The organism is Curtobacterium sp. BNK-1 (assembly GCF_048685235.1).
In the GTDB taxonomy this organism is placed as follows: Bacteria; Pseudomonadota; Gammaproteobacteria; order Enterobacterales; family Enterobacteriaceae; genus Pantoea; species Pantoea agglomerans.
Window position 1 is genome coordinate 591,379 of record NZ_JBLQTJ010000001.1, and the last position, 24,406, is coordinate 615,784.

General features: G+C 57.0%; 23 protein-coding genes, 2 tRNA genes and 2 rRNA genes. 17 read left to right on the plus strand and 10 right to left on the minus strand.

The genetic code is table 11. The annotated features are described in order from the left end of the window. Positions 1-63 precede the first annotated feature (63 nt). The 3 genes from ACMGGP_RS02610 to ACMGGP_RS02620 all read left to right on the plus strand — a co-directional run bounded on the left by ACMGGP_RS02610 (position 64) and on the right by ACMGGP_RS02620 (position 3,449). Positions 64-2,971: ribosomal RNA gene (locus ACMGGP_RS02610) — 23S ribosomal RNA — on the plus strand. Positions 2,972-3,169: 198 nt separating this feature from the next. Continuing rightward, a 5S ribosomal RNA gene (rrf, locus tag ACMGGP_RS02615) occupies positions 3,170-3,285 on the plus strand. 87 nt (positions 3,286-3,372) lie between these two features. Next, positions 3,373-3,449: transfer RNA gene (locus ACMGGP_RS02620), tRNA-Asp, on the plus strand. Between the two features lies 1 nt (position 3,450). Here the strand turns inward: ACMGGP_RS02620 and ACMGGP_RS02625 are convergent. Beyond that, entirely contained in the window at positions 3,451-3,597 is a 147-nt protein-coding gene (locus tag ACMGGP_RS02625; protein ID WP_155724509.1) for a hypothetical protein, read from the minus strand. A 62-nt stretch (positions 3,598-3,659) separates the two neighbouring features. Then, positions 3,660-4,562 carry a DNA-binding transcriptional regulator YafC gene (gene yafC, locus ACMGGP_RS02630; protein ID WP_022625197.1) on the minus strand — a complete coding sequence of 301 codons (903 nt, stop codon included), beginning with the start codon at positions 4,560-4,562 and terminating at the stop codon, positions 3,660-3,662. Positions 4,563-4,824: 262 nt separating this feature from the next. Between yafC and ACMGGP_RS02635 the strand changes: the two genes are divergently transcribed. Then, positions 4,825-5,616: an endonuclease/exonuclease/phosphatase family protein gene (locus tag ACMGGP_RS02635; protein WP_010255114.1), complete on the plus strand. Its 792-nt coding sequence runs from the start codon at positions 4,825-4,827 to the stop codon at positions 5,614-5,616. A 110-nt stretch (positions 5,617-5,726) separates the two neighbouring features. Here ACMGGP_RS02635 and mltD read toward each other — a convergent pair whose 3' ends face one another. Next, complete coding sequence (gene mltD, locus ACMGGP_RS02640) at positions 5,727-7,103, minus strand: murein transglycosylase D (protein ID WP_022625195.1); 1,377 nt, start codon at positions 7,101-7,103, stop codon at positions 5,727-5,729. 71 nt (positions 7,104-7,174) lie between these two features. Further along, positions 7,175-7,933, minus strand: coding sequence for a hydroxyacylglutathione hydrolase (gene gloB, locus ACMGGP_RS02645; RefSeq protein WP_498798114.1), 759 nt, complete (start codon positions 7,931-7,933; stop codon positions 7,175-7,177). 39 nt (positions 7,934-7,972) lie between these two features. Between gloB and ACMGGP_RS02650 the strand changes: the two genes are divergently transcribed. Then, positions 7,973-8,710: a class I SAM-dependent methyltransferase gene (locus ACMGGP_RS02650; RefSeq protein WP_010671138.1), complete on the plus strand. Its 738-nt coding sequence runs from the start codon at positions 7,973-7,975 to the stop codon at positions 8,708-8,710. On the opposite strand, the gene rnhA is transcribed toward ACMGGP_RS02650, so the two are convergent. Next, positions 8,692-9,159: a ribonuclease HI gene (gene rnhA / locus ACMGGP_RS02655; protein WP_010255125.1), complete on the minus strand. Its 468-nt coding sequence runs from the start codon at positions 9,157-9,159 to the stop codon at positions 8,692-8,694. The genes ACMGGP_RS02650 and rnhA overlap by 19 nt on opposite strands. 51 nt (positions 9,160-9,210) lie before the next feature. Between rnhA and dnaQ the strand changes: the two genes are divergently transcribed. Both dnaQ and ACMGGP_RS02665 read left to right on the plus strand, forming a co-directional pair. Then, entirely contained in the window at positions 9,211-9,942 is a 732-nt protein-coding gene (gene dnaQ / locus ACMGGP_RS02660) for a DNA polymerase III subunit epsilon (RefSeq protein ID WP_010255127.1), read from the plus strand. 134 nt (positions 9,943-10,076) lie between these two features. Beyond that, positions 10,077-10,153 (plus strand) — tRNA-Asp (locus tag ACMGGP_RS02665). Between the two features lie 49 nt (positions 10,154-10,202). On the opposite strand, the gene ACMGGP_RS02670 is transcribed toward ACMGGP_RS02665, so the two are convergent. Continuing rightward, positions 10,203-11,711, minus strand: a complete 1,509-nt coding sequence (locus ACMGGP_RS02670; protein ID WP_033756668.1) for an NCS1 family nucleobase:cation symporter-1 — start codon at positions 11,709-11,711, stop codon at positions 10,203-10,205. A gap of 144 nt (positions 11,712-11,855) precedes the next feature. Between ACMGGP_RS02670 and ACMGGP_RS02675 the strand changes: the two genes are divergently transcribed. From ACMGGP_RS02675 to puuE, 3 genes are read left to right on the plus strand one after another with little or no spacing between them, the layout of a single operon-like run. Then, positions 11,856-12,578, plus strand: coding sequence for a GntR family transcriptional regulator (locus ACMGGP_RS02675; RefSeq protein ID WP_010255133.1), 723 nt, complete (start codon positions 11,856-11,858; stop codon positions 12,576-12,578). Then, positions 12,575-13,306, plus strand: coding sequence for an allantoin racemase (gene hpxA / locus ACMGGP_RS02680; protein WP_010671141.1), 732 nt, complete (start codon positions 12,575-12,577; stop codon positions 13,304-13,306). The genes ACMGGP_RS02675 and hpxA overlap by 4 nt, the downstream gene beginning before the upstream one ends. Positions 13,307-13,338: 32 nt before the next feature. Beyond that, positions 13,339-14,292: an allantoinase PuuE gene (puuE, locus tag ACMGGP_RS02685; RefSeq protein WP_089414541.1), complete on the plus strand. Its 954-nt coding sequence runs from the start codon at positions 13,339-13,341 to the stop codon at positions 14,290-14,292. 50 nt (positions 14,293-14,342) lie between these two features. Here the strand turns inward: puuE and hpxZ are convergent, their stop codons facing one another. Genes hpxZ through ACMGGP_RS02705 form a run of 4 tightly spaced genes read right to left on the minus strand, consistent with a single transcriptional unit; the run spans position 14,343 to position 17,898 of the window. Next, positions 14,343-14,723, minus strand: coding sequence for an oxalurate catabolism protein HpxZ (gene hpxZ, locus ACMGGP_RS02690; protein ID WP_182500296.1), 381 nt, complete (start codon positions 14,721-14,723; stop codon positions 14,343-14,345). Continuing rightward, entirely contained in the window at positions 14,723-16,120 is a 1,398-nt protein-coding gene (locus tag ACMGGP_RS02695) for an AtzE family amidohydrolase (RefSeq protein ID WP_187493478.1), read from the minus strand. The genes hpxZ and ACMGGP_RS02695 overlap by 1 nt, the downstream gene beginning before the upstream one ends. Next, positions 16,117-16,299 carry an oxalurate catabolism protein HpxX gene (gene hpxX / locus ACMGGP_RS02700; RefSeq protein WP_033766590.1) on the minus strand — a complete coding sequence of 61 codons (183 nt, stop codon included), beginning with the start codon at positions 16,297-16,299 and terminating at the stop codon, positions 16,117-16,119. Before hpxX ends, ACMGGP_RS02695 begins: the two co-directional genes overlap by 4 nt. A 12-nt stretch (positions 16,300-16,311) precedes the next feature. Then, positions 16,312-17,898 (minus strand): gamma-glutamyltransferase family protein, encoded by a 1,587-nt coding sequence (locus ACMGGP_RS02705; protein WP_033766591.1) that lies wholly within the window; start codon positions 17,896-17,898, stop codon positions 16,312-16,314. Between the two features lie 138 nt (positions 17,899-18,036). On the opposite strand from ACMGGP_RS02705, the gene hpxU reads away from it, so the two are divergent. The 7 genes from hpxU to hpxK all read left to right on the plus strand — a co-directional run bounded on the left by hpxU (position 18,037) and on the right by hpxK (position 24,406). Continuing rightward, a complete protein-coding gene (gene hpxU, locus ACMGGP_RS02710; RefSeq protein WP_061901730.1) occupies positions 18,037-18,876 on the plus strand; it encodes a MurR/RpiR family transcriptional regulator HpxU in 840 nt (279 codons plus the stop codon). Between the two features lie 191 nt (positions 18,877-19,067). Then, complete coding sequence (locus tag ACMGGP_RS02715; RefSeq protein ID WP_010255154.1) at positions 19,068-19,853, plus strand: transporter substrate-binding domain-containing protein; 786 nt, start codon at positions 19,068-19,070, stop codon at positions 19,851-19,853. Between the two features lie 10 nt (positions 19,854-19,863). After that, entirely contained in the window at positions 19,864-20,532 is a 669-nt protein-coding gene (locus ACMGGP_RS02720) for an amino acid ABC transporter permease (RefSeq protein ID WP_010255155.1), read from the plus strand. Continuing rightward, entirely contained in the window at positions 20,529-21,188 is a 660-nt protein-coding gene (locus ACMGGP_RS02725; RefSeq protein WP_191918955.1) for an amino acid ABC transporter permease, read from the plus strand. Before ACMGGP_RS02720 ends, ACMGGP_RS02725 begins: the two co-directional genes overlap by 4 nt. Continuing rightward, a complete protein-coding gene (locus ACMGGP_RS02730) occupies positions 21,169-21,900 on the plus strand; it encodes an amino acid ABC transporter ATP-binding protein (RefSeq protein WP_010671147.1) in 732 nt (243 codons plus the stop codon). Before ACMGGP_RS02725 ends, ACMGGP_RS02730 begins: the two co-directional genes overlap by 20 nt. Positions 21,901-21,920: 20 nt before the next feature. Continuing rightward, entirely contained in the window at positions 21,921-23,156 is a 1,236-nt protein-coding gene (locus tag ACMGGP_RS02735) for a pyridoxal-phosphate-dependent aminotransferase family protein (protein WP_045140749.1), read from the plus strand. Next, positions 23,153-24,406 carry an allantoate amidohydrolase gene (hpxK, locus tag ACMGGP_RS02740; RefSeq protein WP_158149535.1) on the plus strand — a complete coding sequence of 418 codons (1,254 nt, stop codon included), beginning with the start codon at positions 23,153-23,155 and terminating at the stop codon, positions 24,404-24,406. The genes ACMGGP_RS02735 and hpxK overlap by 4 nt, the downstream gene beginning before the upstream one ends.

The window sequence follows — 24,406 nt, forward strand, 5'->3', positions numbered from 1 at the left end:
GATGCGTTCGAGTCTCTCAAATGCTTGCAGCACGCAGCGTTGTAAAACGCCTGTGGGTTGTGAGGTTAAGCGACTAAGCGTACACGGTGGATGCCCAGGCAGTCAGAGGCGATGAAGGACGTGCTAATCTGCGTAAAGCGACGGTAAGGTGATATGAACCGCTACAGCCGTCGATGTCCGAATGGGGAAACCCGGTGCACTCTGTGCATCATTGCAGCATGAATACATAGTGCTGCAAGGCGAACCGGGGGAACTGAAACATCTAAGTACCCCGAGGAAAAGAAATCAACCGAGATTCCCCCAGTAGCGGCGAGCGAACGGGGAGCAGCCCAGAGCCTGAATCAGTTTGTGTGTTAGTGGAAGCGTCTGGAAAGTCGCAGGGTACAGGGTGATACTCCCGTACACAAAAGCACACAAGCTGTGAGCTCGATGAGTAAGGCGGGACACGTGGTATCCTGTCTGAATATGGGGGGACCATCCTCCAAGGCTAAATACTCCTGACTGACCGATAGTGAACCAGTACCGTGAGGGAAAGGCGAAAAGAACCCCGGCGAGGGGAGTGAAACAGAACCTGAAACCGTGTACGTACAAGCAGTGGGAGCCTTCTTTATGGGGGTGACTGCGTACCTTTTGTATAATGGGTCAGCGACTTATATTCTGTAGCAAGGTTAACCGTATAGGGGAGCCGCAGGGAAACCGAGTCTTAACTGGGCGTTAAGTTGCAGGGTATAGACCCGAAACCCGGTGATCTAGCCATGGGCAGGTTGAAGGTTGGGTAACACTAACTGGAGGACCGAACCGACTAATGTTGAAAAATTAGCGGATGACCTGTGGCTGGGGGTGAAAGGCCAATCAAACCGGGAGATAGCTGGTTCTCCCCGAAAGCTATTTAGGTAGCGCCTCGTGAACTCATCTTCGGGGGTAGAGCACTGTTTCGGCTAGGGGGCCATCCCGGCTTACCAACCCGATGCAAACTGCGAATACCGAAGAATGTTATCACGGGAGACACACGGCGGGTGCTAACGTCCGTCGTGAAGAGGGAAACAACCCAGACCGCCAGCTAAGGTCCCAAAGTCATGGTTAAGTGGGAAACGATGTGGGAAGGCACAGACAGCCAGGATGTTGGCTTAGAAGCAGCCATCATTTAAAGAAAGCGTAATAGCTCACTGGTCGAGTCGGCCTGCGCGGAAGATGTAACGGGGCTAAACCATGCACCGAAGCTGCGGCAGCGACACTATGTGTTGTTGGGTAGGGGAGCGTTCTGTAAGCCGTCGAAGGTGTGCTGTGAGGCATGCTGGAGGTATCAGAAGTGCGAATGCTGACATAAGTAACGATAAAGCGGGTGAAAAGCCCGCTCGCCGGAAGACCAAGGGTTCCTGTTCAACGTTAATCGGAGCAGGGTGAGTCGACCCCTAAGGCGAGGCCGAAAGGCGTAGTCGATGGGAAACAGGTTAATATTCCTGTACTCGGTGTTACTGCGAAGGGGGGACGGAGAAGGCTATATCGGCCGGGCGACGGTTGTCCCGGTTTAAGCGTGTAGGCGGAGTGTCCAGGTAAATCCGGACGCTTGTTAACGCTGAGGCGTGACGACGAGGCACTACGGTGCTGAAGTGATAAATGCCCAGCTTCCAGGAAAAGCCTCTAAGCATCAGGTAACACAGAATCGTACCCCAAACCGACACAGGTGGTCAGGTAGAGAATACCAAGGCGCTTGAGAGAACTCGGGTGAAGGAACTAGGCAAAATGGTGCCGTAACTTCGGGAGAAGGCACGCTGGCGCGTAGGTGGAGGGACCTGCTCCCCGAGCCGAAGCCAGTCGAAGATACCAGCTGGCTGCAACTGTTTATTAAAAACACAGCACTGTGCAAACACGAAAGTGGACGTATACGGTGTGACGCCTGCCCGGTGCCGGAAGGTTAATTGATGGGGTTATCCGTAAGGAGAAGCTCTTGATCGAAGCCCCGGTAAACGGCGGCCGTAACTATAACGGTCCTAAGGTAGCGAAATTCCTTGTCGGGTAAGTTCCGACCTGCACGAATGGCGTAATGATGGCCAGGCTGTCTCCACCCGAGACTCAGTGAAATTGAACTCGCTGTGAAGATGCAGTGTACCCGCGGCAAGACGGAAAGACCCCGTGAACCTTTACTACAGCTTGACACTGAACATTGAGCCTTGATGTGTAGGATAGGTGGGAGGCTTTGAAGCGCAGACGCCAGTCTGCGTGGAGCCAACCTTGAAATACCACCCTTTAATGTTTGATGTTCTAACGTAGGCCCGTGATCCGGGCTGCGGACAGTGTCTGGTGGGTAGTTTGACTGGGGCGGTCTCCTCCTAAAGAGTAACGGAGGAGCACGAAGGTCAGCTAATCACGGTCGGACATCGTGAGGTTAGTGCAATGGCATAAGCTGGCTTGACTGCGAGAGTGACGGCTCGAGCAGGTGCGAAAGCAGGTCATAGTGATCCGGTGGTTCTGAATGGAAGGGCCATCGCTCAACGGATAAAAGGTACTCCGGGGATAACAGGCTGATACCGCCCAAGAGTTCATATCGACGGCGGTGTTTGGCACCTCGATGTCGGCTCATCACATCCTGGGGCTGAAGTAGGTCCCAAGGGTACGGCTGTTCGCCGTTTAAAGTGGTACGCGAGCTGGGTTTAGAACGTCGTGAGACAGTTCGGTCCCTATCTGCCGTGGGCGCTGGAGAATTGAGGGGGGTTGCTCCTAGTACGAGAGGACCGGAGTGAACGCACCACTGGTGTTCGGGTTGTCATGCCAATGGCATTGCCCGGTAGCTAAGTGCGGAAAAGATAAGTGCTGAAAGCATCTAAGCACGAAACTTGCCCCGAGATGAGTTCTCCCTGACTCCTTGAGAGTCCTGAAGGGACGTTGAAGACTACGACGTTGATAGGCCGGGTGTGTAAGCGCAGCGATGCGTTGAGCTAACCGGTACTAATGACCCGTGAGGCTTAACCTTACAACGCCAGAGGCGTTTTTGAGAGACACAATTTTCAGCCTGTACCGGATAAAAATTAGCGGAAACGAAAGATTTTGCGGCGTGACAAGGCGCAGAGCGAGGACGTCAGCGGGAGCATACTGAAGTATGTGACCGGTGTGGCTGAGCGATGGCAACGCGGTCATGGCGTAAAAGATTCGTTTCGTGCACCAAGATTTGCCTGGCGGCTTTAGCGCGGTGGTCCCACCTGACCCCATGCCGAACTCAGAAGTGAAACGCCGTAGCGCCGATGGTAGTGTGGGGTCTCCCCATGCGAGAGTAGGGAACTGCCAGGCATCAAATTCGTTCCTTTTCCCCTGACAAGGAAAATAACAGGAACAGACGGCCATCAGCCAGTTGCTGACAGCTGTGAAAGAATCGGTGGAGCGGTAGTTCAGTTGGTTAGAATACCTGCCTGTCACGCAGGGGGTCGCGGGTTCGAGCCCCGTCCGTTCCGCCACTTAATTGGAAAGCCCTGACTTAACGGTCAGGGCTTTTTCCATTGCAGCAAATTCAACACGGAAAAATACACCGCGCTGATTCTCTTCGATCTCCCGGATCATTTTAACGATCGCTAATTCTTTGAATCTGAAGCGATAATCGCGCAATCGATCCCACCCCTTCCAAATTGTGTGCGGGCAGACCCCGATCAGGCCTGCCCCTGTAGACTTCAGGTACGCCACGGCTGGTCAGCTGTCCACTCACTCAGAAAATCGATAAAAGCGCGCACACGCTGGCTTACGCCAATATCACTGTAGTAAACAGCATGGAAGGGCATCTCGACCGGCAGACGCTGATCGGCCAACACTTCCACCAGTTTTCCCTCAGCAACTTCACGATCGATCATATAGTCCGACAGGCAGGCAATACCATTACCGGTAAGACAGAGCTGCTTAATCGTCTCTCCGCTGTTAGAGGAGATAGCCCAGCTAATATCATAGAGTTCGCCGCTTTCACGGGAGACGGGCCAGCGATTGAGTCGTGGGGAATCATCAAAGCCGAGACAGTGGTGGTTATCCAGCTCAGCCACCGTTTGCGGTGTCCCATGCTCACGGAGATAGGCGGGTGAAGCAACCATCTTGCGAAAGCTCCTGAACAGCAGCCGGGCGCGCAGCGTTGAGTCGGTGAGATTGCCGGCGCGAATGGCGATATCCACTTTCCGCTCAATCAGATTGATAAAACTCTCTGAGGAGATCAAAGAAAGAGTCACGTCAGGATAGCGCAGACGAAAGGGTTTAATCATCGGCATCAGCAAATGCAGAATGACCGGCGTCGCGGCATCAACGCGCAGTAGTCCTTTAGGCGCCTGTAAACTCTCGATCAAATCGCTTTCTGCCGTGGTCATCTCCTGCAAAAAACGTTGAACATGGCGAAAATAGCGTTCGCCCTCCTGCGTAAGCGCCAGCTGCCGTGTTGTGCGGGTCAGCAGGGCAATACCCAGCTTGCTCTCCAGCTTTTTAACTGTCCTGCTGACGGCAGAGTTAGCCATCTTCAGCTGTTCAGCAGCGCGACTGAAACTTCCACTTTCTACTACGCTGACAAACACTTTTAGTTCATCAGAAGATGCCTTCATTCTTCCTCCCTGCAGTCACATGGCCATTAAGCCAGTTTATGACTGATAATGCTGTTATAACCAGTACAGGAGCCGTTAACGATGACATCGGGGATGTCACCGCCTGATCTGCCTCGTTTTGCTTAGCGAACGTAAAAGGGCTGCTTTATTCTGGAAAAGGTGATGAATTCTGACATTCACCTGCATCCATTGAAACCCCGGTCTAAAATCCCTATAACAGACAGGTGTTAACTGTATTTTGAATCATCAGCCAGGCGGGAAAGTGCGCAAAAAAACTTATGCAATGCGATATGTAGCAGGACAACCAGTGGAACAGATCTTTCCACCTGGCGCGATGCTCCATCTCGGTCAGGCACTGCCACCCGGCGCACCCTTGCCCGCGCACCCAAACCTCAAAGTTCTGGTATGGAACATCTTCAAGCAGCAACGCGCAGACTGGATGTCGGTACTGGAAGGATTTGGTAAAGATGCGCACCTGGTATTACTGCAGGAAGCGCAGACCACACCAGAACTGGTGGAGTTTGCCACCAGTAATTATCTTGCTGCCGATCAGGTACCTGCCTTTGTGCTGCCTCAGCATCCCTCTGGGGTGATGACGCTCGCCTCTGCGCACCCGGTCTATTGCTGCCCGTTGCGTGAGCGTGAGCCTCTGCTGAGGCTGTCAAAATCGGCACTGGTCACGGCGTATCCGCTGCCCACGGGTGAAATGCTGATGGTCGTGAACATCCATGCTGTAAATTTCAGCCTGGGCGTCGACGTCTACAGTAAACAGCTGGGGCCAATCGGGGAGCAGATCATGCATCACCAGGGGCCGGTGATTATGGCCGGGGATTTCAATGCCTGGAGCCGTCAGCGTATCAATGCACTCTACCGTTTTGCACAGCGAATGAAGCTGGAAGAGGTCATGTTCACTGCCGATCACCGCCGTAAAGCCTTTGGTCGCCCGCTGGATTTCGTCTTCTATCGCGATCTCAGGGTGAGTGAGGCATCCGTACTGGTGACGCGCGCGTCCGACCATAACCCCTTACTGGTGGAGTTCAGTTCAGGAAGCTAGTCCGGTGCATTAAGCGAGCCTGCAGAAGGGGGAGGGAAGTCCGGCAGATGAGTAAACGGTGGCGGATGAATAAAAGAAAAAGGCTGACAAATGTCAGCCTTTTCAACGTATCAGGTATCAGGTGTTGCGTTATTATTCACAAACAGCGTTAAGTTATCGCCGGGTTGAATATCTTTCGCGCTGTCCAGCACACTGTTCCAGCGCATCACGTCTTTGATGTTAACGCCGTGATGACGGGCAATACTGTCAAGAGAATCACCCTTACGAACACGATAGGTGATGCTGTTGCCGTTATCAGCCAGTCGGGTGCCATTCGAACCAATGGTCAGAGTCTGACCCGGTCGGATATCAGCACCGCGCAGGTTGTTATCCTGCTTCAGTGTCGAGACGCTAACGCCAAGTTTTGAGGCGATACCAGAGAGCGTATCACCCCGTCGCACTTTGTACCCGCCACTCGCACTGGCTTTCGCAAGCTGAGTAGGCTGTACCGCTGCGATGTCACCGGAAGCCAGTGAATTACGCAGTTTCGCGACGTTCGACTTCGGCACCATAATATAGTGTGGGCCGTTTGGCGCTGTTGCACCGCCTTTATAACCGGTATTGAAGCTCTTCAGTTTCGTGAGCGACATACCCGCCATTTCGGCAGCCTGCGTCAGCTGTATCTGCTGACCCACTTCCACTCGCGCCAGAGCACGACTTTCATTAGGTGTCGGCAGTTTGATACCGTAACGCTTGTTATTTTTGAGCAGTTCACTCAGAGCTAACATTTTAGGCACATACACGGTCGTTTCGCGTGGCAGCGATAAATGCCAGAAGTCAGTCGGCTTACCGCGCGCCTTGTTCTGCTTTATCGCTTTGAGTACACGTCCTTCACCACTGTTGTACGCTGCGATGGTTAATAACCAGTCGCCGTCAAACATGGTGTTAAGACGCTGCATCATATCCAGCGCAACTTTCGTGGATGCGACCACATCGCGTCGCCCATCGTAATACTGGTTCTGTTTCAAACCATAGTTTCGACCTGTTGCAGCAACAATCTGCCAGATACCAGCGGCATTGGCGGATGAAGTTGCCCGGGGGTCAAAAGCGCTCTCCACTATGGGTAGCAGTACCAGTTCCATCGGCATTTTACGTTTCTGTATCTGCTCGACTATCCAGTACATGTACGGCTCTGCCCGTAATGTTACATCGTGGAGATAGCTCTTATTTTTTAAAAATTTACTTTTTTGTTCGCGGATTGCCGGGTTTTCCGGAATCCCCATCTTCAACTCGTCACTAATGAAACTCCAGAGATCTGCGTCTGCTGCGAGGCCAGTTCCATCTTCCTGCCATCGCGGCGACAAAAACTCGTCTCCGTACTTTCCATTTTCACCTTGACCAGCTGAAGACAGACTCTGTGCATGCTGTACCGGGATATTGGCATCGTTCCTGGACGCCTGACATCCTACCAGCAAGACTGAGGCGAGTAAGATCGCTTTAGCCTTCATGTGTGTGTCAATAGTTCGCTTAAAAGACGAGCAACTATACGTGACGACTTTTCACAACACAACCCGAAAAATCAAAAAGCGTCTTTCTTCTCGCGTAGAACGGCAAATGAACGCCATACGGGTTCATCAGTAACGTTAACGTTTAATGCCCTTTGTAAATCAACGTCTTGCGTGCGAAGAAATAAATTTATTGTCCGTTCGTGCGCCAGTTTTGTGGGCAAACTAATGCCATTTTCAGCGCGTAAGTCCTTAATTTTCTGATATTCGGCCGTTATTTGTGGGTCATGGGGCAGAATAGCCGCAGCAAACTTCAGATTGGATAAAGTATATTCATGCGCGCAGCAGACTAATGTTTCACCTGGAAGCTGGTTAAGCTTTTGAAAGGAATCATACATCTGCTCTGCCGTGCCCTCAAAAAGGCGTCCGCAGCCGCCCGAAAAGAGTGTGTCACCACAGAAAAGATAAGGTGAGCTGTAATATGAGATATGTCCTAAAGTGTGACCAGGGGTATGGATCACCTCAAACGTCAGGCCCAGTACCGTGACCTTATCGCCTTCGCTGACTATGGTTCTGGCCCCTTTAGCCGCAGTTTCCTGGGGACCATAGACCTCAAGCTGAGGGAAATGCTCGCATAGTGTTTTCACTCCGCCCGTATGGTCGTTATGGTGGTGAGTCAGCAGAATAGCGACCGGCTGCCAGCCGTTGGAGGCCATTTTTTCTAACACCGGTTGGGCTTCGCCGGGATCGACAATCAGGCATTTACCCTCATCATCAGTCAGCGTCCAGATGTAGTTGTCCTGCAACGCAGGAATACTGGTAAGATTCATCATCACCTCTCGCAGGTCGTAGGAAAAGGAAGAGCGTAAAGCATGAAGCCCGCTAAATCACGCCAGATTCTGAACGCACCGCTGTCATGGCGCGATATGCCGTGGGGAGATTATTTCCGCGACGCGCTAACGCAGCAGCTTCAGCCTTACCTTGGAAAGCTTTATGGCTTTCATATGCTTAAGCTTGGCAACCTCAGCGCAGAAATCAACACCGAAAACTGTGCTATTTCACATCAGGTCAATGTTGGCAGGGAAGGTGAGCTGTTACAGGTGCTGGCTGACCCGATGCAACTGCCGTTTGAGTCGAAGTCGATCGATGCCTGTTTGCTGGCCCATACGCTCGCCTGGAGCCAGGATCCTCACCGGGTGTTACGTGAAGTAGATAGGGTGTTAATTGATGATGGCTGGATGATTATCAGCGGCTTCAATCCATTCAGCCTGCTCGGCGTGAGTAAGATGGTGCCGGGCCTGAACCGCAAAGCCCCCTGGAGCGGACGGATGTTCAGCCAGGTGCGGTTAGTCGACTGGCTGGGACTGTTGAATTATGAGGTGGTCTATCGCACCCGCTTTCAGGTGCTGCCGTGGCATCGGCAGGGCGGAAAACTGATCAGCGCCCACTTACCGGCGCTGGGCTGTCTGAATATTGTGGTGGCACGTAAACGCACCTTCCCGCTGCTGCCGACCCGGGCTAAGAAGAGTATGAGCACCAGCAAGATCCGCCAGACGGTCAATGCCACACGCCAGTTCCGGCAGGCAGAGGATCAGGATTCGGTTTTATAACCGATATCCTCAAAAGCGGGATTTTCAGCCGCGCTGCGGGCCAGCACGTCGCAGCGCTCATTTTCCGGATGTCCGGCATGGCCTTTAACCCACTCCCACTGAATCTTATGGGTGCTGAGTGCTAAGTCGAGACGCTGCCAGAGATCGACATTCTTCACCGGCTTTTTGTCGGCGGTTTTCCAGCCACGCTTTTTCCAGTTATGGATCCAGCTGGTAATTCCCTGACGCACATACTGACTGTCGGTACTGAGCACCACATCGCACGGCTGAGTCAGCGCTTCCAGTGAGACAATCGCCGCCATCAGCTCCATCCGGTTATTGGTGGTAAGGTGATAGCCCGCGCTGAAGGTTTTCTCATGCTGACCGTAGCGTAAAATCGCCCCATAACCGCCGGGACCGGGATTTCCAAGACAGGATCCATCGGTGAATATTTCTACCTGTTTGCGCATCTCTGGTAGACTTCCTCTCAAAAACGCTAAGTCTGACATAAAACGGGTCTTATGAGCACTGCAAATAACCGCCAGATCGTTCTCGATACTGAAACCACCGGCATGAACATGATCGGGGTACATTATGAGGGGCACCGCATCATTGAGATTGGTGCGGTAGAGGTGATTAACCGTCGCCTGACCGGTAACAATTTCCATATGTATCTCAAGCCCGATCGGCTGGTCGATCCCGAAGCCTTTGGCGTACACGGCATTGCCGATGAGTTCCTGGCCGACAAGCCTGCATTCAGCGAGATCGCCGATGAGTTTCTCGACTACATTCGCGGTGCTGAATTAGTGATCCATAACGCCCCGTTTGATATCGGCTTTATGGACTACGAGTTTGCAAAGCTGAACCGCGGCATTGAGAAAACCGAAACCTTCTGCAAAATCACCGACAGTCTGGCGCTGGCGCGCCGTATGTTTCCCGGCAAGCGCAACAGCCTTGATGCGCTTTGCTCGCGTTACGAAATAGACAACAGCAAACGAACCCTGCACGGCGCACTGCTCGATGCCGAGATTCTGGCTGAAGTCTTCCTGACGATGACCGGCGGACAGACGTCACTCTCCTTTTTATCGGAAAGTGAAAGCGCCCGACAGGCGCAGGGAGAGAGCATCCAGCGCATCGTGCGTCCCACCTCTGCACTGCGCGTGGTCACGGCCAGCGATGAGGAAGTGGTTGCCCATGAGTCACGTCTGGATCTGGTGATGAAAAAGGGTGGTAGTTGCCTGTGGCGCGGCTGAATTACGCATTTTTGTGGATAAAATCAACGGCAAGCTGAAAAAAACAGCAAACGATTTGTTCGCCTGGAAAAAGCGTTGACGTCGCAACAGGCTGCCATTACTATGCGCCTCGTTCCCGACGGGGAACAAAGCGCGGAGCGGTAGTTCAGTTGGTTAGAATACCTGCCTGTCACGCAGGGGGTCGCGGGTTCGAGCCCCGTCCGTTCCGCCAATCTCTTTAAAAAAGCCGATTCAGAAATGAATCGGCTTTTTGCTGTCTGCTATTCAGCGGTGGCCTGGTTCTTCTGCGGCATCACCTCGCCTTGCCAGCGGGCACCATCCTCCGCCTCACGATCTTCACGGGCGATAAAGCGATAGCAGCCTGCCGCCAGACCGGCGCCAATAAACCAGCTGAAATTCGCCACCTGATGCAGGGAAGGGATAAAGCTAATCACCAGGCAAATCGCCACCGATGGCAGCAGTGCGCCAATCGCTTTAGGGTTAAAGCCACCGCGATACCAGTAGCGGCCTGCTGGCGTATCGTTAAAAAGATCGTCGACCGAGATACGTCCACGTTTAATCAGATAGAAATCGGTCAGCAGAATCCCGAACAGCGGCCCGATAAACGATCCCAGCACATCCAGCGTATAGTGAATCAGCTCAGGAGACTGGAACAGATTCCACGGCGTTAACAGCACCGACCCCACCGCGGCGATCATCCCGCCGGTACGGAAACTGATTTTCTGCGGTGAACAGTTGGAGAAGTCAAAAGCGGGCGAGACGAAGTTCGCCACGATATTGATGCCGATGGTAGCGGTAATCATGGTCAGCAATCCAATCGCGACCGCCAGATCGTTGCCGACCATGCTTACGGTTTCGATGGGATCGGTAATCATTTTGCCAAACAGCGACTGGGTGCCCGACACAATCACTACGGTCACCACCGAGAACAGCAGAAAGTTAAACGGCAGTCCCCAGCGGTTGCCGCGACGGATCTCTGACATGCTTTTGCCGTAGCGTGAGAAGTCACCGAAGTTCAGCAGCGGCCCGGAGAAGTAAGAGACCACCAGCGCCGTCGCCGTAATCATCTGCCACGTCTGCTCGCCTGCGGTAAGCGATTTGCTGGCGAGGGTAAACGAGATCCCATCGAAGCCGGTCTTGTATACAATCCAGCCCGCCAGCGCCACCATCACCACATAGACCGCCGGTCCGGCGACATCAATAAACCGTTTGATGGCGTTCATGCCATGCCAGAACACCATCGCCTGCAATAACCACATAATGCCGAAGCAGCACCAGCCCAGCAGCGACAGACCAAGCCAGTGCGGCACGGTCATCGACGTCAGCGACGGCGCGAACTTCAGCAGCACCAGCATCAGCGCATTCGCCGCCAGATAGGTCTGGATGCCATACCAGGCGAACGCGATCAGACCGCGTATCACTGCCGGGATATTGGCACCAAACACCCCAAACGCCTGACGGCAGATCACCGCATAGGGGACGCCCGCCATCTGGCTCGGTTTCGCCACCAGATTCGCACAGATCTGCACGATGCAGATCCCCGCCAGCAGGCAGAGCAGCACCTGCCAGCTGGCTAATCCCAGCGTGAAGAAGCTGGCGGCCACCACATAGCCGCCCATGCTGTGCACATCCGACATCCAGAAAGAAAAAATGTTGTACCACGACCAGTTCTGATCGCGAGTCGGTGCCAGGTCGTCGTTACAGAGTCGTGGGCTGTAACGGGCGTTGGCTTCAGAGGCCGTACTGGCCACCGTTGATTGATTTGGCATGAAACCTGCTCCTCTACCCGAGAGTGGAATGAATAATCTGGTAAAGCGGTATTGCAGGATCCAGGCCAGATCTCTTTTCTTGTATACAATATTTATTTTTCACGTATACGATATGTGGCGTACAGCAAGCGACCGGAGCGGGTAATGACGAGTAAAACAGGACAGCGAGACGCCACCAGGCTGCAGGATAAAGATGAAGGGATTTACCAGGCATTGATGAACGCCATTGTTGAGCATCAGCTGCCGCCGGGCAGTAAATTGCCGGAAGAGGCGCTTTCCGGGGTCTTTGGCGTGAGCCGTACCGGCATCCGCAAAGTGCTGCAACGCCTCGCGGCGGTGCAAATGGTCACTCTGACGCCCAAACGTGGTGCGCAGGTCTCAACACCCGGCGTTGAAGAGGCGCGGGATATCTTCTCAACCCGCAGTTTAATGGAGTGCGCTAATCTGCCAGCGGTCCTGGCCCATCTGCAGCCCCCGCATCTGGTGGCGCTGGAGCAGCTCATCGCGCAGGAGAATCAGGCGCACGCCGATCATGATGGCCCGGCAGCCATCCGGCTGTCAGCGGCCTTTCATATTCAGTTGCAGGCGATCTCCGGGAATCAGGTGCTCACCGGCATGGTGACCAGCCTGACGCAGCGCTCATCACTGGTGATCGCCGCCTATGGCGCACCCTGGCAGCGTGGCTGCCGCTGTGACGATCATGCGAATCTGCTTCAGTTACTGCGCGCGCGTGCGCTGCAGCCGCTGACGCAGGCGCTACAGCATCACTTCGAGCACATCGTCTCCAGCCTGCACTTCGAACGCAGCGGGGAAACGCTGCCCGACTTTTCCCGACTGTTTGCCGCAGGCTCTGGAGCTGCCTCATGAGCCTGATTCAGGTTATTAACCCTAATACCAGCCTGGCGATGACCGAAACTATCGGTCAGGCCGCGCGTGCGGTCGCCGCACCGGGCACCGAAATTCTGGCTGTTTCGCCGTCGCAGGGTGTGCCCTCCATTGAAGGGCATTTCGATGAGGCGATCGCCGCCATCGGCGTGCTGGAGCAGATTAAACTGGGCAGAGCGCAGGGCGTCAGCGGCCACGTCATTGCCTGCTTTGGCGATCCGGGTTTGCTGGCGGCACGCGAACTGGCCAGCGGACCGGTGATCGGCATCGCGGAAGCGGCGATGCATACCGCCACGCTGCTGGCGACGCGTTTCTCCATTGTCACCACGCTGCCGCGCACCCTGGTGATTGCGCGTCATCTGCTGCAGCAGTATGGCTTTACCCATCACTGTGCCGCACTGCATGCCATCGATCTGCCGGTACTGGCGCTGGAAGATGGCAGCGGCCTGGCGCAGGAAAAAGTGCGGCAGCGCTGCATTCAGGCTAAACGGGAAGATGGCAGCGGGGCGATTGTGCTGGGCTGTGGCGGAATGGCGACGCTGGCCGGGGAGCTGACCCGGGAGCTCGGCCTGCCGGTGATCGATGGCGTCAGCGCGGCGGTGAAGATGGTGGAGTCGCTGGTGGCGCTTGGTTTTGGCACCAGCAAACATGGTGATCTGGCCTGGCCTTTGCAGAAACCTCTCTCAGGTGCGTTTCAGCATCTAAACTAACGGAACTTTCCCGAATCAAAACAGGTGGAGTGATGACTGACGCTGCAGAGAAGAAAGAGTACAGCTTTAACAAAAACTATCCGCGCGATTTAATCGGTTATGGCGCTCATCCGCCGCACGCCGCCTGGCCCAACAACGCCCGTGTGGCGGTGCAGTTTGTTCTGAACTACGAAGAGGGCGCAGAAAACAGCGTGCTGCACGGCGATACCGGCTCAGAGCAGTTCCTCTCCGACATCATCGGGGCAGCCAGCTATCCCGATCGCCACATGTCGATGGAGTCGCTGTATGAGTACGGCTCACGCGCCGGTTTCTGGCGTATCCACAACGAATTCCAGAAACGCGGTCTGCCGTTAACGGTTTTCGGCGTGGCGATGGCGCTGGCGCGTCATCCGGAAGTTGTCGAGGCGATTAAACAGGCTGACTACGATGTGGTCAGTCACGGCTGGCGCTGGATCCACTATCAGGGCATGGATGCAAAAACCGAACGCCAGCATATGCAGCAGGCGGTCGATGTGCTGGTTGATCTGTTTGGTAAAGCGCCGACCGGCTGGTACACCGGCCGCGACAGCCCGAATACCCGGCGGCTGGTGGTGGAGCAGGGCGGTTTTAGCTATGACAGTGACTACTACGGCGACGATCTGCCTTTCTGGACCCAGGTCACCTGTCAGGATGGAACGGTTAAACCGCACCTGATTATCCCCTATACCCTGGAGTGCAATGACATGCGCTTTGCCTCGCCGCAGGGATTTAATACCGCGGAACAGTTCTTTACCTATCTGCGCGACAGCTTCGATGTGCTGTATGAAGAGGGCGAAACCGCACCGAAGATGATGTCGATCGGTATGCATTGCCGCCTGCTGGGTCGTCCTGGCAAATTCCGCGCGCTGCAGAATTTTCTCGATCACATCCAGCAGTATGAGGATGTCTGGATCTGTACCCGTCAGCAGATCGCTGACCACTGGATCAACACGCACCCGGCACCTTAAGCCGGTTCCGGCGCTCGGCCCGCGTTGATCGGGCGAAGCGCCGGACGATGTCAGCTCATCAGGCTGACCTGCGCCGCCACGATGCACCAGCCGTGGGGCATGCGTACCCAGGTCTGCTGCTGACGGCCAATTTTATCGCTGCCGGTGCGGGTAAATTCGGTGCTGCAGACCGCATAATCCTCGCCAAAGGTGGTGATCACGGTGTTTTGCAGCGTCCGGTTCAGCCCGGCTGAAGGACGCGCGGCGCGGAAGGCCCGAATCTCATCAATGCCATACAGATTCTCACCCGCGCCGAGGCGCACGGTTCGCGGGTCGTGCCAGAACAACGCATCCAGTTCGGCCACGTCATTGCTGACCAGCGCCTGCTCGTAGCGGTAAAACTGCGCCGTCACCTCGGTGACTACCTGCGGTAAATTAATCTCTCTGTTCATCAGGCTCCAGCCATATTGATTTGCGGTATCGTAATGCCGCGTTGTTCCAGTGCCCAGGCGGCACGTAACACCGCCTCTTCATTAAATGGACGGGCGATAAGCTGTAATCCAATCGGCAGACCGCTTCGGGTCGCCAGCGGCACGGTACAGACCGGCAATCCCAGGAAGGAGATCGGCTGCGTCAGCATACCCATGCTCGCCTTAGCGGGCAGCGATTCCCCCTGAATCGACAGGGTCTGCTGACCGATGGTGATCGCGCTGCAGGGTGTCGCCGGCGCTATCAGCACATCAAACCGATCAAAAAGCGGCAACACCTGCTGCTGGAAATGGCGGCGGAAACGCTGCGCCTGCACGTACCAGGCACCTGGCATCATGGCACCGGCCAGCAGACGCTCGCGTGAATTAGGTTCAAACTGCTCAGGCGTCTGGCGCAGGGCGGGCAGATAGTGATTGCCGCCTTCTGCCGCGGTCATGATAAACGCCGCCGAGCGTGCCAGCTCAGCGTCCGGCATCAGCACCTCTTCCTGTGCATCAAGTGCTGCCGCGACCACCGCGACGGCAGCGCGGGCATCCTCATCGCACCAGCGGGCAAAAAAGCCACCCAGTACGCCGCAGCGCAAGGCTTCGCTGCCCTGTGACAGCCCCGGTAGCGTCGCGGCCAGCGGGCGATCGGCCTGAAACGCATCGGTGTGGTCTGCTCCCTGCAACAGATCATATACCAGCGCCAGGTCTTCAACCCGCCGCGCCAGAGGACCGATGTGATCGAGGCTGGCGACAAACGGATGGCTGCCGCTGCGTGACAACCGGCCAAAGGTCGGCTTAAGACCAAAAATACCGCACAGCGACGCGGGCACCCGAATCGAGCCGTTGGTGTCGGTGCCCAGTGAAAAGTGGACCAGACCGGCGGCCACGGCAGCCGCCGAACCGCCTGACGAGCCGCCAGCCACGCGGCTGAGATCGCGCGGATTGTGCGTCGCGCCGTAGTGGCTGTTTTCGGTGGTAAAACCATACGCGTAGGCATCCATGTTCAGCATGCCAGACAGCAGCGCACCAGAGCGACGCAGTTTATCGACGGCAAACGCATCTGCACGTGCCGCCGGCCGGTCGCTGAACAGGCTGGCACCGGCCAGGGTAGTGTGACCCGCCACATCAAACAGGTTTTTTACCGCATACGGGATGCCCGCCAGCGGTGGCAGGGTTTCGCCGCGCTGCCGCTGCGCATCAATCGCACTGGCTTCTTTTAACATGCGGGGCCCGGTCACTTCCGTCCAGGCATTCAGCGCCGGATTATGCTGCTCAACCGCCTGCAGCGTGCGCTTTGCCACTTCCAGCGCACTGATTTCACCCTGCTGAATCGCCCGTTGCAGGGTCTGAATCGAAACGTCACCTAATCTCATGCCTGGTATACTCCTGCCACTTCAAGCCGGTCATCCAGCGGAAATGTCATCAGCGGCGCGGCCATCTCCGCGATACGCGACAGCTGGATCAGCAGTTCAGCGCGGCGGGCGTCATCCAGTTCCAGTTGCAGTATCTGCTCCATATGGCCGATGTAGCTGGCCCAGTCGTGTTGATTCATGATTCGCTCCTGTTAAAAACCGGCGGCGCTGCCGTTACTGCGTGGATCGCTTGCGCCCTCAAACATGCCGTTGCTGTGGCGCACAATGGCGCCCGCATGGCCCACGGATTCGCTGAAGTCCGGCAGCAGCTCCACCTCATGTCCCCACAGACGCAGCATCAATACCGTTTCGTCGTCAAAACGGCCTTCCAGTTTCAGCGAGTCTGATGATTGCCCCCAGGTCCGGCCCAGCAGCCAGCGCGGCGCACTGACTGCCTGTTGTAACGGCAAGCCCTGAATCACATGGCGGGTAAAAATCGCCGCCTGAGTCTGCGGCTGTCCATCCCCACCCATCGCGCCATACACCAGCGTCCGGCCATCTTTCAGCCGTGCGGCGGCGGGATTCAGGGTATGAAACGGTTGCTTACCGGGTGCCAGGGCCAGCAGATGGTCAGGATCGAGGCTGAAAGCGGCGCCGCGGTTCTGCCAGGTGATACCCGTGCCGGGCAGCACCACACCACTGCCAAATTCGTGATAAATGCTCTGAATAAAGGAGACGGCCAGGCCGCTGCTGTCCATCACGCCCATCCAGACCGTATCGCCCGGCCCGCGTCCGTTTCCCCATGCCGCCGCCTCTCCATCGGTGATCTGGCTGGCGAGTGTGGCAAGGTGATCGCTGTCCAGCAGCGCCTGCAAATCTTCCGTGACGTGACGCGGATCGGTGATGTGTTTGTCGCGCAGTGCAAACGCTTTTTTGGTGGCTTCCACGATACGGTGCACCGTCTGCGCATCGTCAGCCTCCGCCATCTCCAGCCGATCGGTGATGCCCAGGATCGCCAGCGACACCATGCCCTGCGTTGGCGGGGTGATATTCCAGATGTCACCTTCGCTGTGGGAGAGATGCAGCGGCGTCGTGCGGCGGGCGCGATGCTGCTGCAGATCGGCCAGCGTCACCGGCATGCCCAGCGTGGCCATCTCATCGGCCATATGGTGAGCCAGCGGGCCGCGATAAAAGCTGTCGAGTCCCTCTTCAGTAAGCTGGCTCAGGGTGTTTGCCAGGGCGGGCTGGGTAAAACGGCTGCCTGGCTGCGGCACGTTGCCGTCAGGCATAAAGGTGGCGCTGAAGCCGGGCTGATGCTGCAATTCACTGCGGAACGTTGCGGTGGCGGCGCTCTGTGAGGCAGTCACCGGAATACCGTCGGCGGCGTAGCGAATCGCATCGCGCAGCAGACGTGCCAGCGGCAGCGGTGGGGTGCCCATCTCAGCCGAGAGATTCAGTGCCTCCTGCCAGCCGCTGACCGTACCGGCCACGGTCAGCGCCGCTTTCGGCCCGCGATGCGGAATCTTAGGATGATCGGCGTAGAAATCGTGATGAGCCAGCGAACCGGCTGCGCCGCTGGCGTCGATAGCGACAGGATCGCCGCCGGGCGGCAGAATCAGCCAGAAACCATCACCGCCCAGTCCATTCATATGCGGGTAGACCACGGCGATGGTCGCGGCAGCGGCCACCATCGCTTCAATGGCATTACCGCCATCACGCAGTACCGCGAGCGCGCTTTCACTCGCCAGATGGTGTGGCGTCACCGCCATCCCCTGCGGGGCCATATTGCTTTGAATCATCTTTTTCTCGTTATCCGGGTGACAGAACCGATAACAAAGCAAGAGCTGTTCCAGTTTTCACCCTGAGCTGACAATGCGCCGGTTAACCTGGCGCAAATTGTGCTAGCTTCTGCTGAAACAAAAGTTACAGGACGGGTTATGAAACAGCTTGATGAACGACTCAGGAGTCACTATCCCCAGCTCTCCCCGCAGGAGCAGCGTATTGCCGACTTCGTGTTTGACCACTTCGATGACCTGATCAGCTACAACAGTGCCGAGCTGGCGCGGCTCAGTGGCGTGTCGAAAGCCACGGTCAGCCGGCTGTTTAAGCGTCTGGGCTATGAAAAGTACAAGGATATGCGTGATGAGTTACGCATCCTGCGCCAGAGCGGCATGCCGCTGACTGATAATCGTGATGCGGTGCAGGGCAATACGCTGCTGGCGCGACACTACAAGCAGGAAATGGCTAACCTGACGGAGTGGGTGAACAGTCTGGATGCCCGGCACTTTAATGAGGTTATCCAGCAGCTGGCGCAGGCAAAACGCGTCTTTATCATCGGCATGCGCAACGCCTATCCGGTGGCACTGCATCTGCGACAGCAGCTGGTGCAGGCGCGTTCGCAGGTACATATCCTGCCGCAGCCGGGCCAGACGCTGGCTGAGGAGCTGGTGGATATTACGCCGGAGGATATGGTGGTCGTGATGGCCTTCCGTCGTCGTCCCCGCATCATTCGCCCGCTGATGCAGCAGTTGCAGGCGGCCGGTATCCCGCTGCTGGCGCTGTGTGAGCCGCAGGCGCAGACGGTGATTGCGCTGGCGCGCTGGCAGCTCTGTACGCCGCTGGACAGCGTTTCCGCCTTCGACAGTTATGGCTCCGCCATGAGTCTGGTTAACCTGATTGCCAATGCACTGCTGCATGAAATGCTGGCACAGGGACGCCAGCGCATTCATCAGATCGCCGACCTTTACCAGCAGTTTGATGAGCTGGAGCACCGCTAAAAGGCACCGTTTTGGTGCTTTGCCCCATTTCAGAACAGACCTTCCCCCGGCGTAGTCGTCCCGATTACGCCAGATTTCAGCTGAAGCTTTGCCGCTTAACCCTTTTTCTGTGGCCGTCCGGGTTGGCACATTAGTTGCAGATTGCATCTCAAAGAATCTTTTGTTTCACGTTAATCTCACCGGGGTGCACAATGAAAAAAGTTTTGATGGCGGTTGCGACAGCGGCATTACTGATGGCACAAGCGGGAAGCGCGCTGGCCGATCAACTGCAGGACATCCAGAAACGCGGCGTCATTCGCATCGCCGTGCCGCAGGATTTCCCGCCGTTTGGCTCGGTTGGCACCGATCTGCAGCCGCAGGGGTATGACATCGACACGGCCAGATACCTGGCAAAGCAGATGAAACTTAAGTTGCAGCTGGTGCCGGTCAGCAGTGCCAACCGCGTGCCTTATCTGCAAACCGACAAGGTCGACCTGGTGATCTCCAGCATGGGTAAAAATGCCGAGCGGGAAAAAGTGATCGACTTCACCCGCGCCTATGCGCCGTTCTTCCTGGGCGTATTCGGGCCGAAAGGCGATGAAATCAAAGCGGCGTCTGCCCTGAGCGGCAAATCGATTGGCGTAACACGCGGTGCGGTAGAGGACATGGTGCTCAGTGACGTTGCGCCGAAAGATGCACAGGTGAAACGCTACGAAGATAACAACACTACCTTGTCTGCGTATCTCTCCGGTCAGGTGCAGTATGTGGCGACCGGCAACCTGGTGGTCGCCGCCATTGCCCGTCAGAATCCGGCTAAAGCGCCGGTGGCGCAGTTTATGCTGAAAGATTCTCCCTGCTATATCGGCCTGAAGAAAGATCAGCCGGCACTGAAAGCGAAAGTGAATGCGCTGATTGAGCAGGGCATCAAAGATGGCACCCTGAATAAACTGTCAGAAGAGTGGCTGAAAGCGCCGCTGCCCGCCAACCTCGGCGCCTGAGGAAAGATTCATGACCGGGCAACTTAACTTTCCCGCCCTGTGGCCCTACTGGCCGGAGCTGCTCTCCGGTCTTTGGGTCACCATTCAGCTGACGGTGCTGGCGACTACCGGTGGTGTGGCGCTCGGCATTGCGGGCGCGGCGCTGCGCAGTGGCAGACCCAGCTGGATGAGCCGCCTGTGGGGCATCTATGTCGAGCTGATCCGCAACACGCCGTTTGTGGTGCAACTGTTCTTTATCGTTTTCGGTCTGCCTGCGCTGGGGCTGAAACTCACTGCTGGCGAGGCGGCGCTGCTGGCGATGCTGATCAACCTCGGGGCGTATAGCACCGAGATTATTCGTGCCGGAATACAGGTGACACCCAAAGGGCAGTGGGAAGCGGGACGGGTGCTGGGATTAACCCGCAGCCAGACGTTTCTGCGGGTGGTCTTGCCGCCCGCGCTGCAGCGCATTTATCCGGCACTGGTAAGCCAGTGCATCATCGTGATGCTGGGTTCGTCGGTGGTGTCGCAGGTCTCCTACGAGGAGCTGACCTTCGCCGCCAACCTGATCCAGTCGCGCACCTTCTTAAGTTTTGAGGTCTATCTGGTGACCACGCTGATCTACCTGGCGTTGTCGATTGCAATGCGCCATCTGCTGCTGGCGATTGGCCGTAAATGGTTTGGAGTGCAGCCATCATGATGACGACCTTTACCGACTGGGACATCCTGCGCAACCTGCTGCTGGCGGCACGCTGGACCCTGTTGCTGTCGCTGGTGGCCTTTGTCGGCGGCACGCTGGTGACGCTGCCGCTGCTGTTTATGCGCCTGCTGCAACGCAAATGGTTAACGCGGCTGGTACGCGGTTACATCGCGCTGTTTCAGGGCACGCCGCTGCTGATGCAGCTGTTCCTGGCGTTTTTCGGCGTCGGCCTGTTCGGCATTGATGTTGCACCCTGGACGGCGGCCTCGCTGGCGCTGACCTTCTACACCAGCGCCTTTCTGGTCGATATCTGGTACGGCAGCATCCGCGCCCTGCCAAAAGGCCAGTGGGAAGCGTCGCGCTGTCTCGGCCTGACCTTTGGTCAGACGTTGTGGCGGGTCATTGCGCCGCAGGCGATCCGCATCGGTATTGCCCCGACGGTGGGGTTTGCTGTCCAGGTGATCAAGGGCACCGCGCTGGCGTCAATTATCGGTTTTATCGAGCTGACCAAAGCGGGCACCATTCTGAACAACGTGACCTATCAGCCGTTTAAAGTCTTTGGGCTGGTGGCGCTGGGCTACTTCCTGATGTGTTATCCGCTGTCTCGCTACAGCCAGTATCTGGAGAAAAAATTCAATGCCGCTCATCACCATTAATCAGGTGCAAAAATATTACGGCGACAACCATGTGTTGAAAGGCGTGGATCTGGATATCGACATGGGCGAGGTGATCTCAATCATCGGTCGCAGCGGATCGGGCAAAAGCACGCTGCTGCGCTGCATGAACGGGCTGGAAGGCTATCAGGAGGGCAGCATCAAGCTCGGCGGTATGACGATTACCGATCGCGACTCGCAGGCGCGTGAAATCAGCCGCTCGGTCGGGATGGTGTTTCAGAGCTTCAATCTGTTCCCGCACATGACGGCACTGGAGAACGTGATGCTGGCGCCGCGCCGGGTGCTGAAAAAAAGCGAGGCCGAGTGCCGGGCGCTGGCGGCGCAGATGCTGGAGAAGGTCGGGCTGGGCGAGCGTCTCAACTACTATCCTGCCAGCCTCTCCGGCGGTCAGCAGCAGCGCGTGGCGATCGCCCGTGCACTGGCGATGACGCCGAAAGTTTTACTCTGTGATGAGATCACCTCCGCGCTCGATCCCGAGCTGGTGGGCGAAGTGCTCAAAGTTCTGGAGCAGCTGGCGTCAGAAGGGATGACGCTGATCCTTGTCACGCATGAAATGAGCTTCGCCCGCGACGTGGGCGATCGTGTGGTCTTTATGCATCAGGGGCGCGTCTGGGAGCAGGGCGACAGTAAGACGCTGTTTGCTCAGCCGCAGTCACCGGAGCTGAAGCAGTTTATCTCTTCGGTTCGCCTCTGATTCTGAAAAAGGAAATTACGATGGATATCAATCACTACCCGCAACTTAACCCGCCACAGCGTCTGCTGATGGGGCCTGGACCGATCAATGCCGATCCACGTGTGCTGCGCGCCATGTCGAGTCAGCTGCTGGGGCAGTACGATCCCGCGATGACCCACTACATGAATGAAGTGATGGCGCTCTATCGCGGCGTGTTTCGCACAGAGAACCGCTGGACGCTGCTGATTGACGGCACCTCCCGCGCCGGTATCGAATCGATTCTGCTGTCATCGATCCGGCCTGGCGACAAAGTGCTGGTACCGGTGTTTGGCCGCTTTGGTCATCTGCTGTGCGAAATTGCCCGCCGCTGTCGTGCGGAAGTGCACACCATTGAAGTGCCGTGGGGCGAAGTCTTTACTCCCGACCAGATCGAAGATGCGATCAAAAAAGTGCGGCCGCGCCTGCTGCTGACCGTGCAGGGCGACACCTCAACCACCATGCTGCAGCCGCTTGAGCAATTGGGCGCGATCTGCAAACAGTATGGCGTGCTGTTCTACACCGATGCCACCGCGTCGCTGGCGGGTAACGCGCTGGAAACGGACGCCTGGGGGCTTGATGCCGTATCCGCGGGGATGCAGAAATGCCTGGGCGGTCCATCGGGTACCTCGCCGATCACGCTGAGTGCAGAGATGGAAGCGGTGATCCGCAAACGCAAATGCGTAGAGCAGGGGATCCGCACCGAGGCGCATCAGGATGGCGAAGAGGAGATGATCTACTCCAACTATTTTGATCTCGGCATGATCATGGATTACTGGGGGCCGGAGCGGCTCAACCACCATACCGAAGCGACCAGCGCACTGTTTGGCGCGCGCGAGTGCGCCCGGCTGATCCTGCAGGAGGGGCTGGACAACGGCATCGCCCGCCACAAGCTGCACGGTGAAGCATTGCTGAAAGGCATTCAGGGGATGGAGCTGGAGACCTTCGGCGACCTGAAACACAAAATGAACAACGTGCTGGGCGTGATGATCCCGTCTGGCGTAAACGGCGATCAGGTGCGCAAGCTGATGCTGGAAGATTTCGGCATTGAGATTGGCACCTCGTTTGGCCCGCTGCATGGCAAGGTGTGGCGCATCGGCACCATGGGCTACAACGCGCGTAAAGATTGCGTGATGCAGACTCTCTCCGCGCTGGAAACGGTGCTGACCTATGTCGGCTATCGCACGCCGCAGGGTGCCGCGGCGCAGGCCGCCTGGGATCACTACGGGAGCCACGCATGATGATGAGCGCCAGCGAAGCCCAGGCCGCTGCACAGCGCGTTATGGCGCGCTGCGACGCGCTGGCGGCGATCAGCGAAACGGCCGAGGGGCTGACCCGCGTCTACCTCTCACCCGAACATCTGCGCGCCAACGCCTGTGTCGGTGAATGGATGCAGGCGGCGGGGATGCAGGTGTGGCAGGATGAAGTCGGCAATATCTGTGGGCGCTACGAGGCGGCAGAAGCGGGTGCACCCGCGTTACTGCTTGGCTCGCATCTCGACACGGTGCGCAACGCCGGTCGCTACGACGGCATGCTGGGCGTGCTCAGCGCGATTGAAACCGTGCAGTGGCTTAACGAACATCAGCGCCGCTTACCGCTGGCGATTGAAGTCATTGGCTTTGGCGACGAAGAGGGCACCCGTTTTGGCATCACGCTGCTCGGCAGTCGTGGTATTACCGGCAGCTGGCCGCAAAGCTGGGTGACGCATCCTGACGGCAACGGCATCACCGTGGCGCAGGCGATGGCGGATGTCGGTCTCGACAGCGACAGGATCGCATCTGCGGCGCGGCGGATTGAGGATATCGTCGGTTATCTTGAGCTGCACATCGAGCAGGGCCCCTGCCTGGAGCAGGAGGATCTGGCGCTCGGTGTGGTCACGGCCATCAACGGTGCGCGCCGCCTCAACTGCCGTTTCACCGGTGAAGCGGGCCATGCGGGCACGGTGCCGATGACCCACCGCAAAGATGCGCTGGCTGCTGCTGCCGAGTGGATGGTGTTTATTGAGCAGACCACCCGTGAGCAGGATCCGCAACTGGTGGCTACCGTCGGTACGATTAACTGCGCGCCGGGAGCGGTCAATGTAATCCCTGGCGAGGTATCGCTGTCGCTGGACGTGCGCGGTCCGCTGGACAACCCGCTGGAGACACTGCTCTCCAGTCTGTTAACCCAGGCGGAGGCGATTGCGCTGCGGCGTGGACTCCGCTTTGAGTCGAACGAATATTATCGCATCGGTGCCACCGCCTGTGACTCCGCGCTGCAACAGGCGCTGAGTCATGCGGTGGAAACGGTGCAGGGTCGCAGTCTGTCACTGCCGAGCGGTGCGGGGCACGACGCCATCGCTATCGCTGAACGCTGGCCGGTCGGCATGCTATTTGTGCGTAACCATCGTGGTATCAGCCACCATCCGGCGGAGTCCGTGGCGGTGGCTGATGTGGCGCCCGCGCTGCAGGCTTATTTACAGGCGGTCTCGCTGATTGCTGAACGGAGCTGA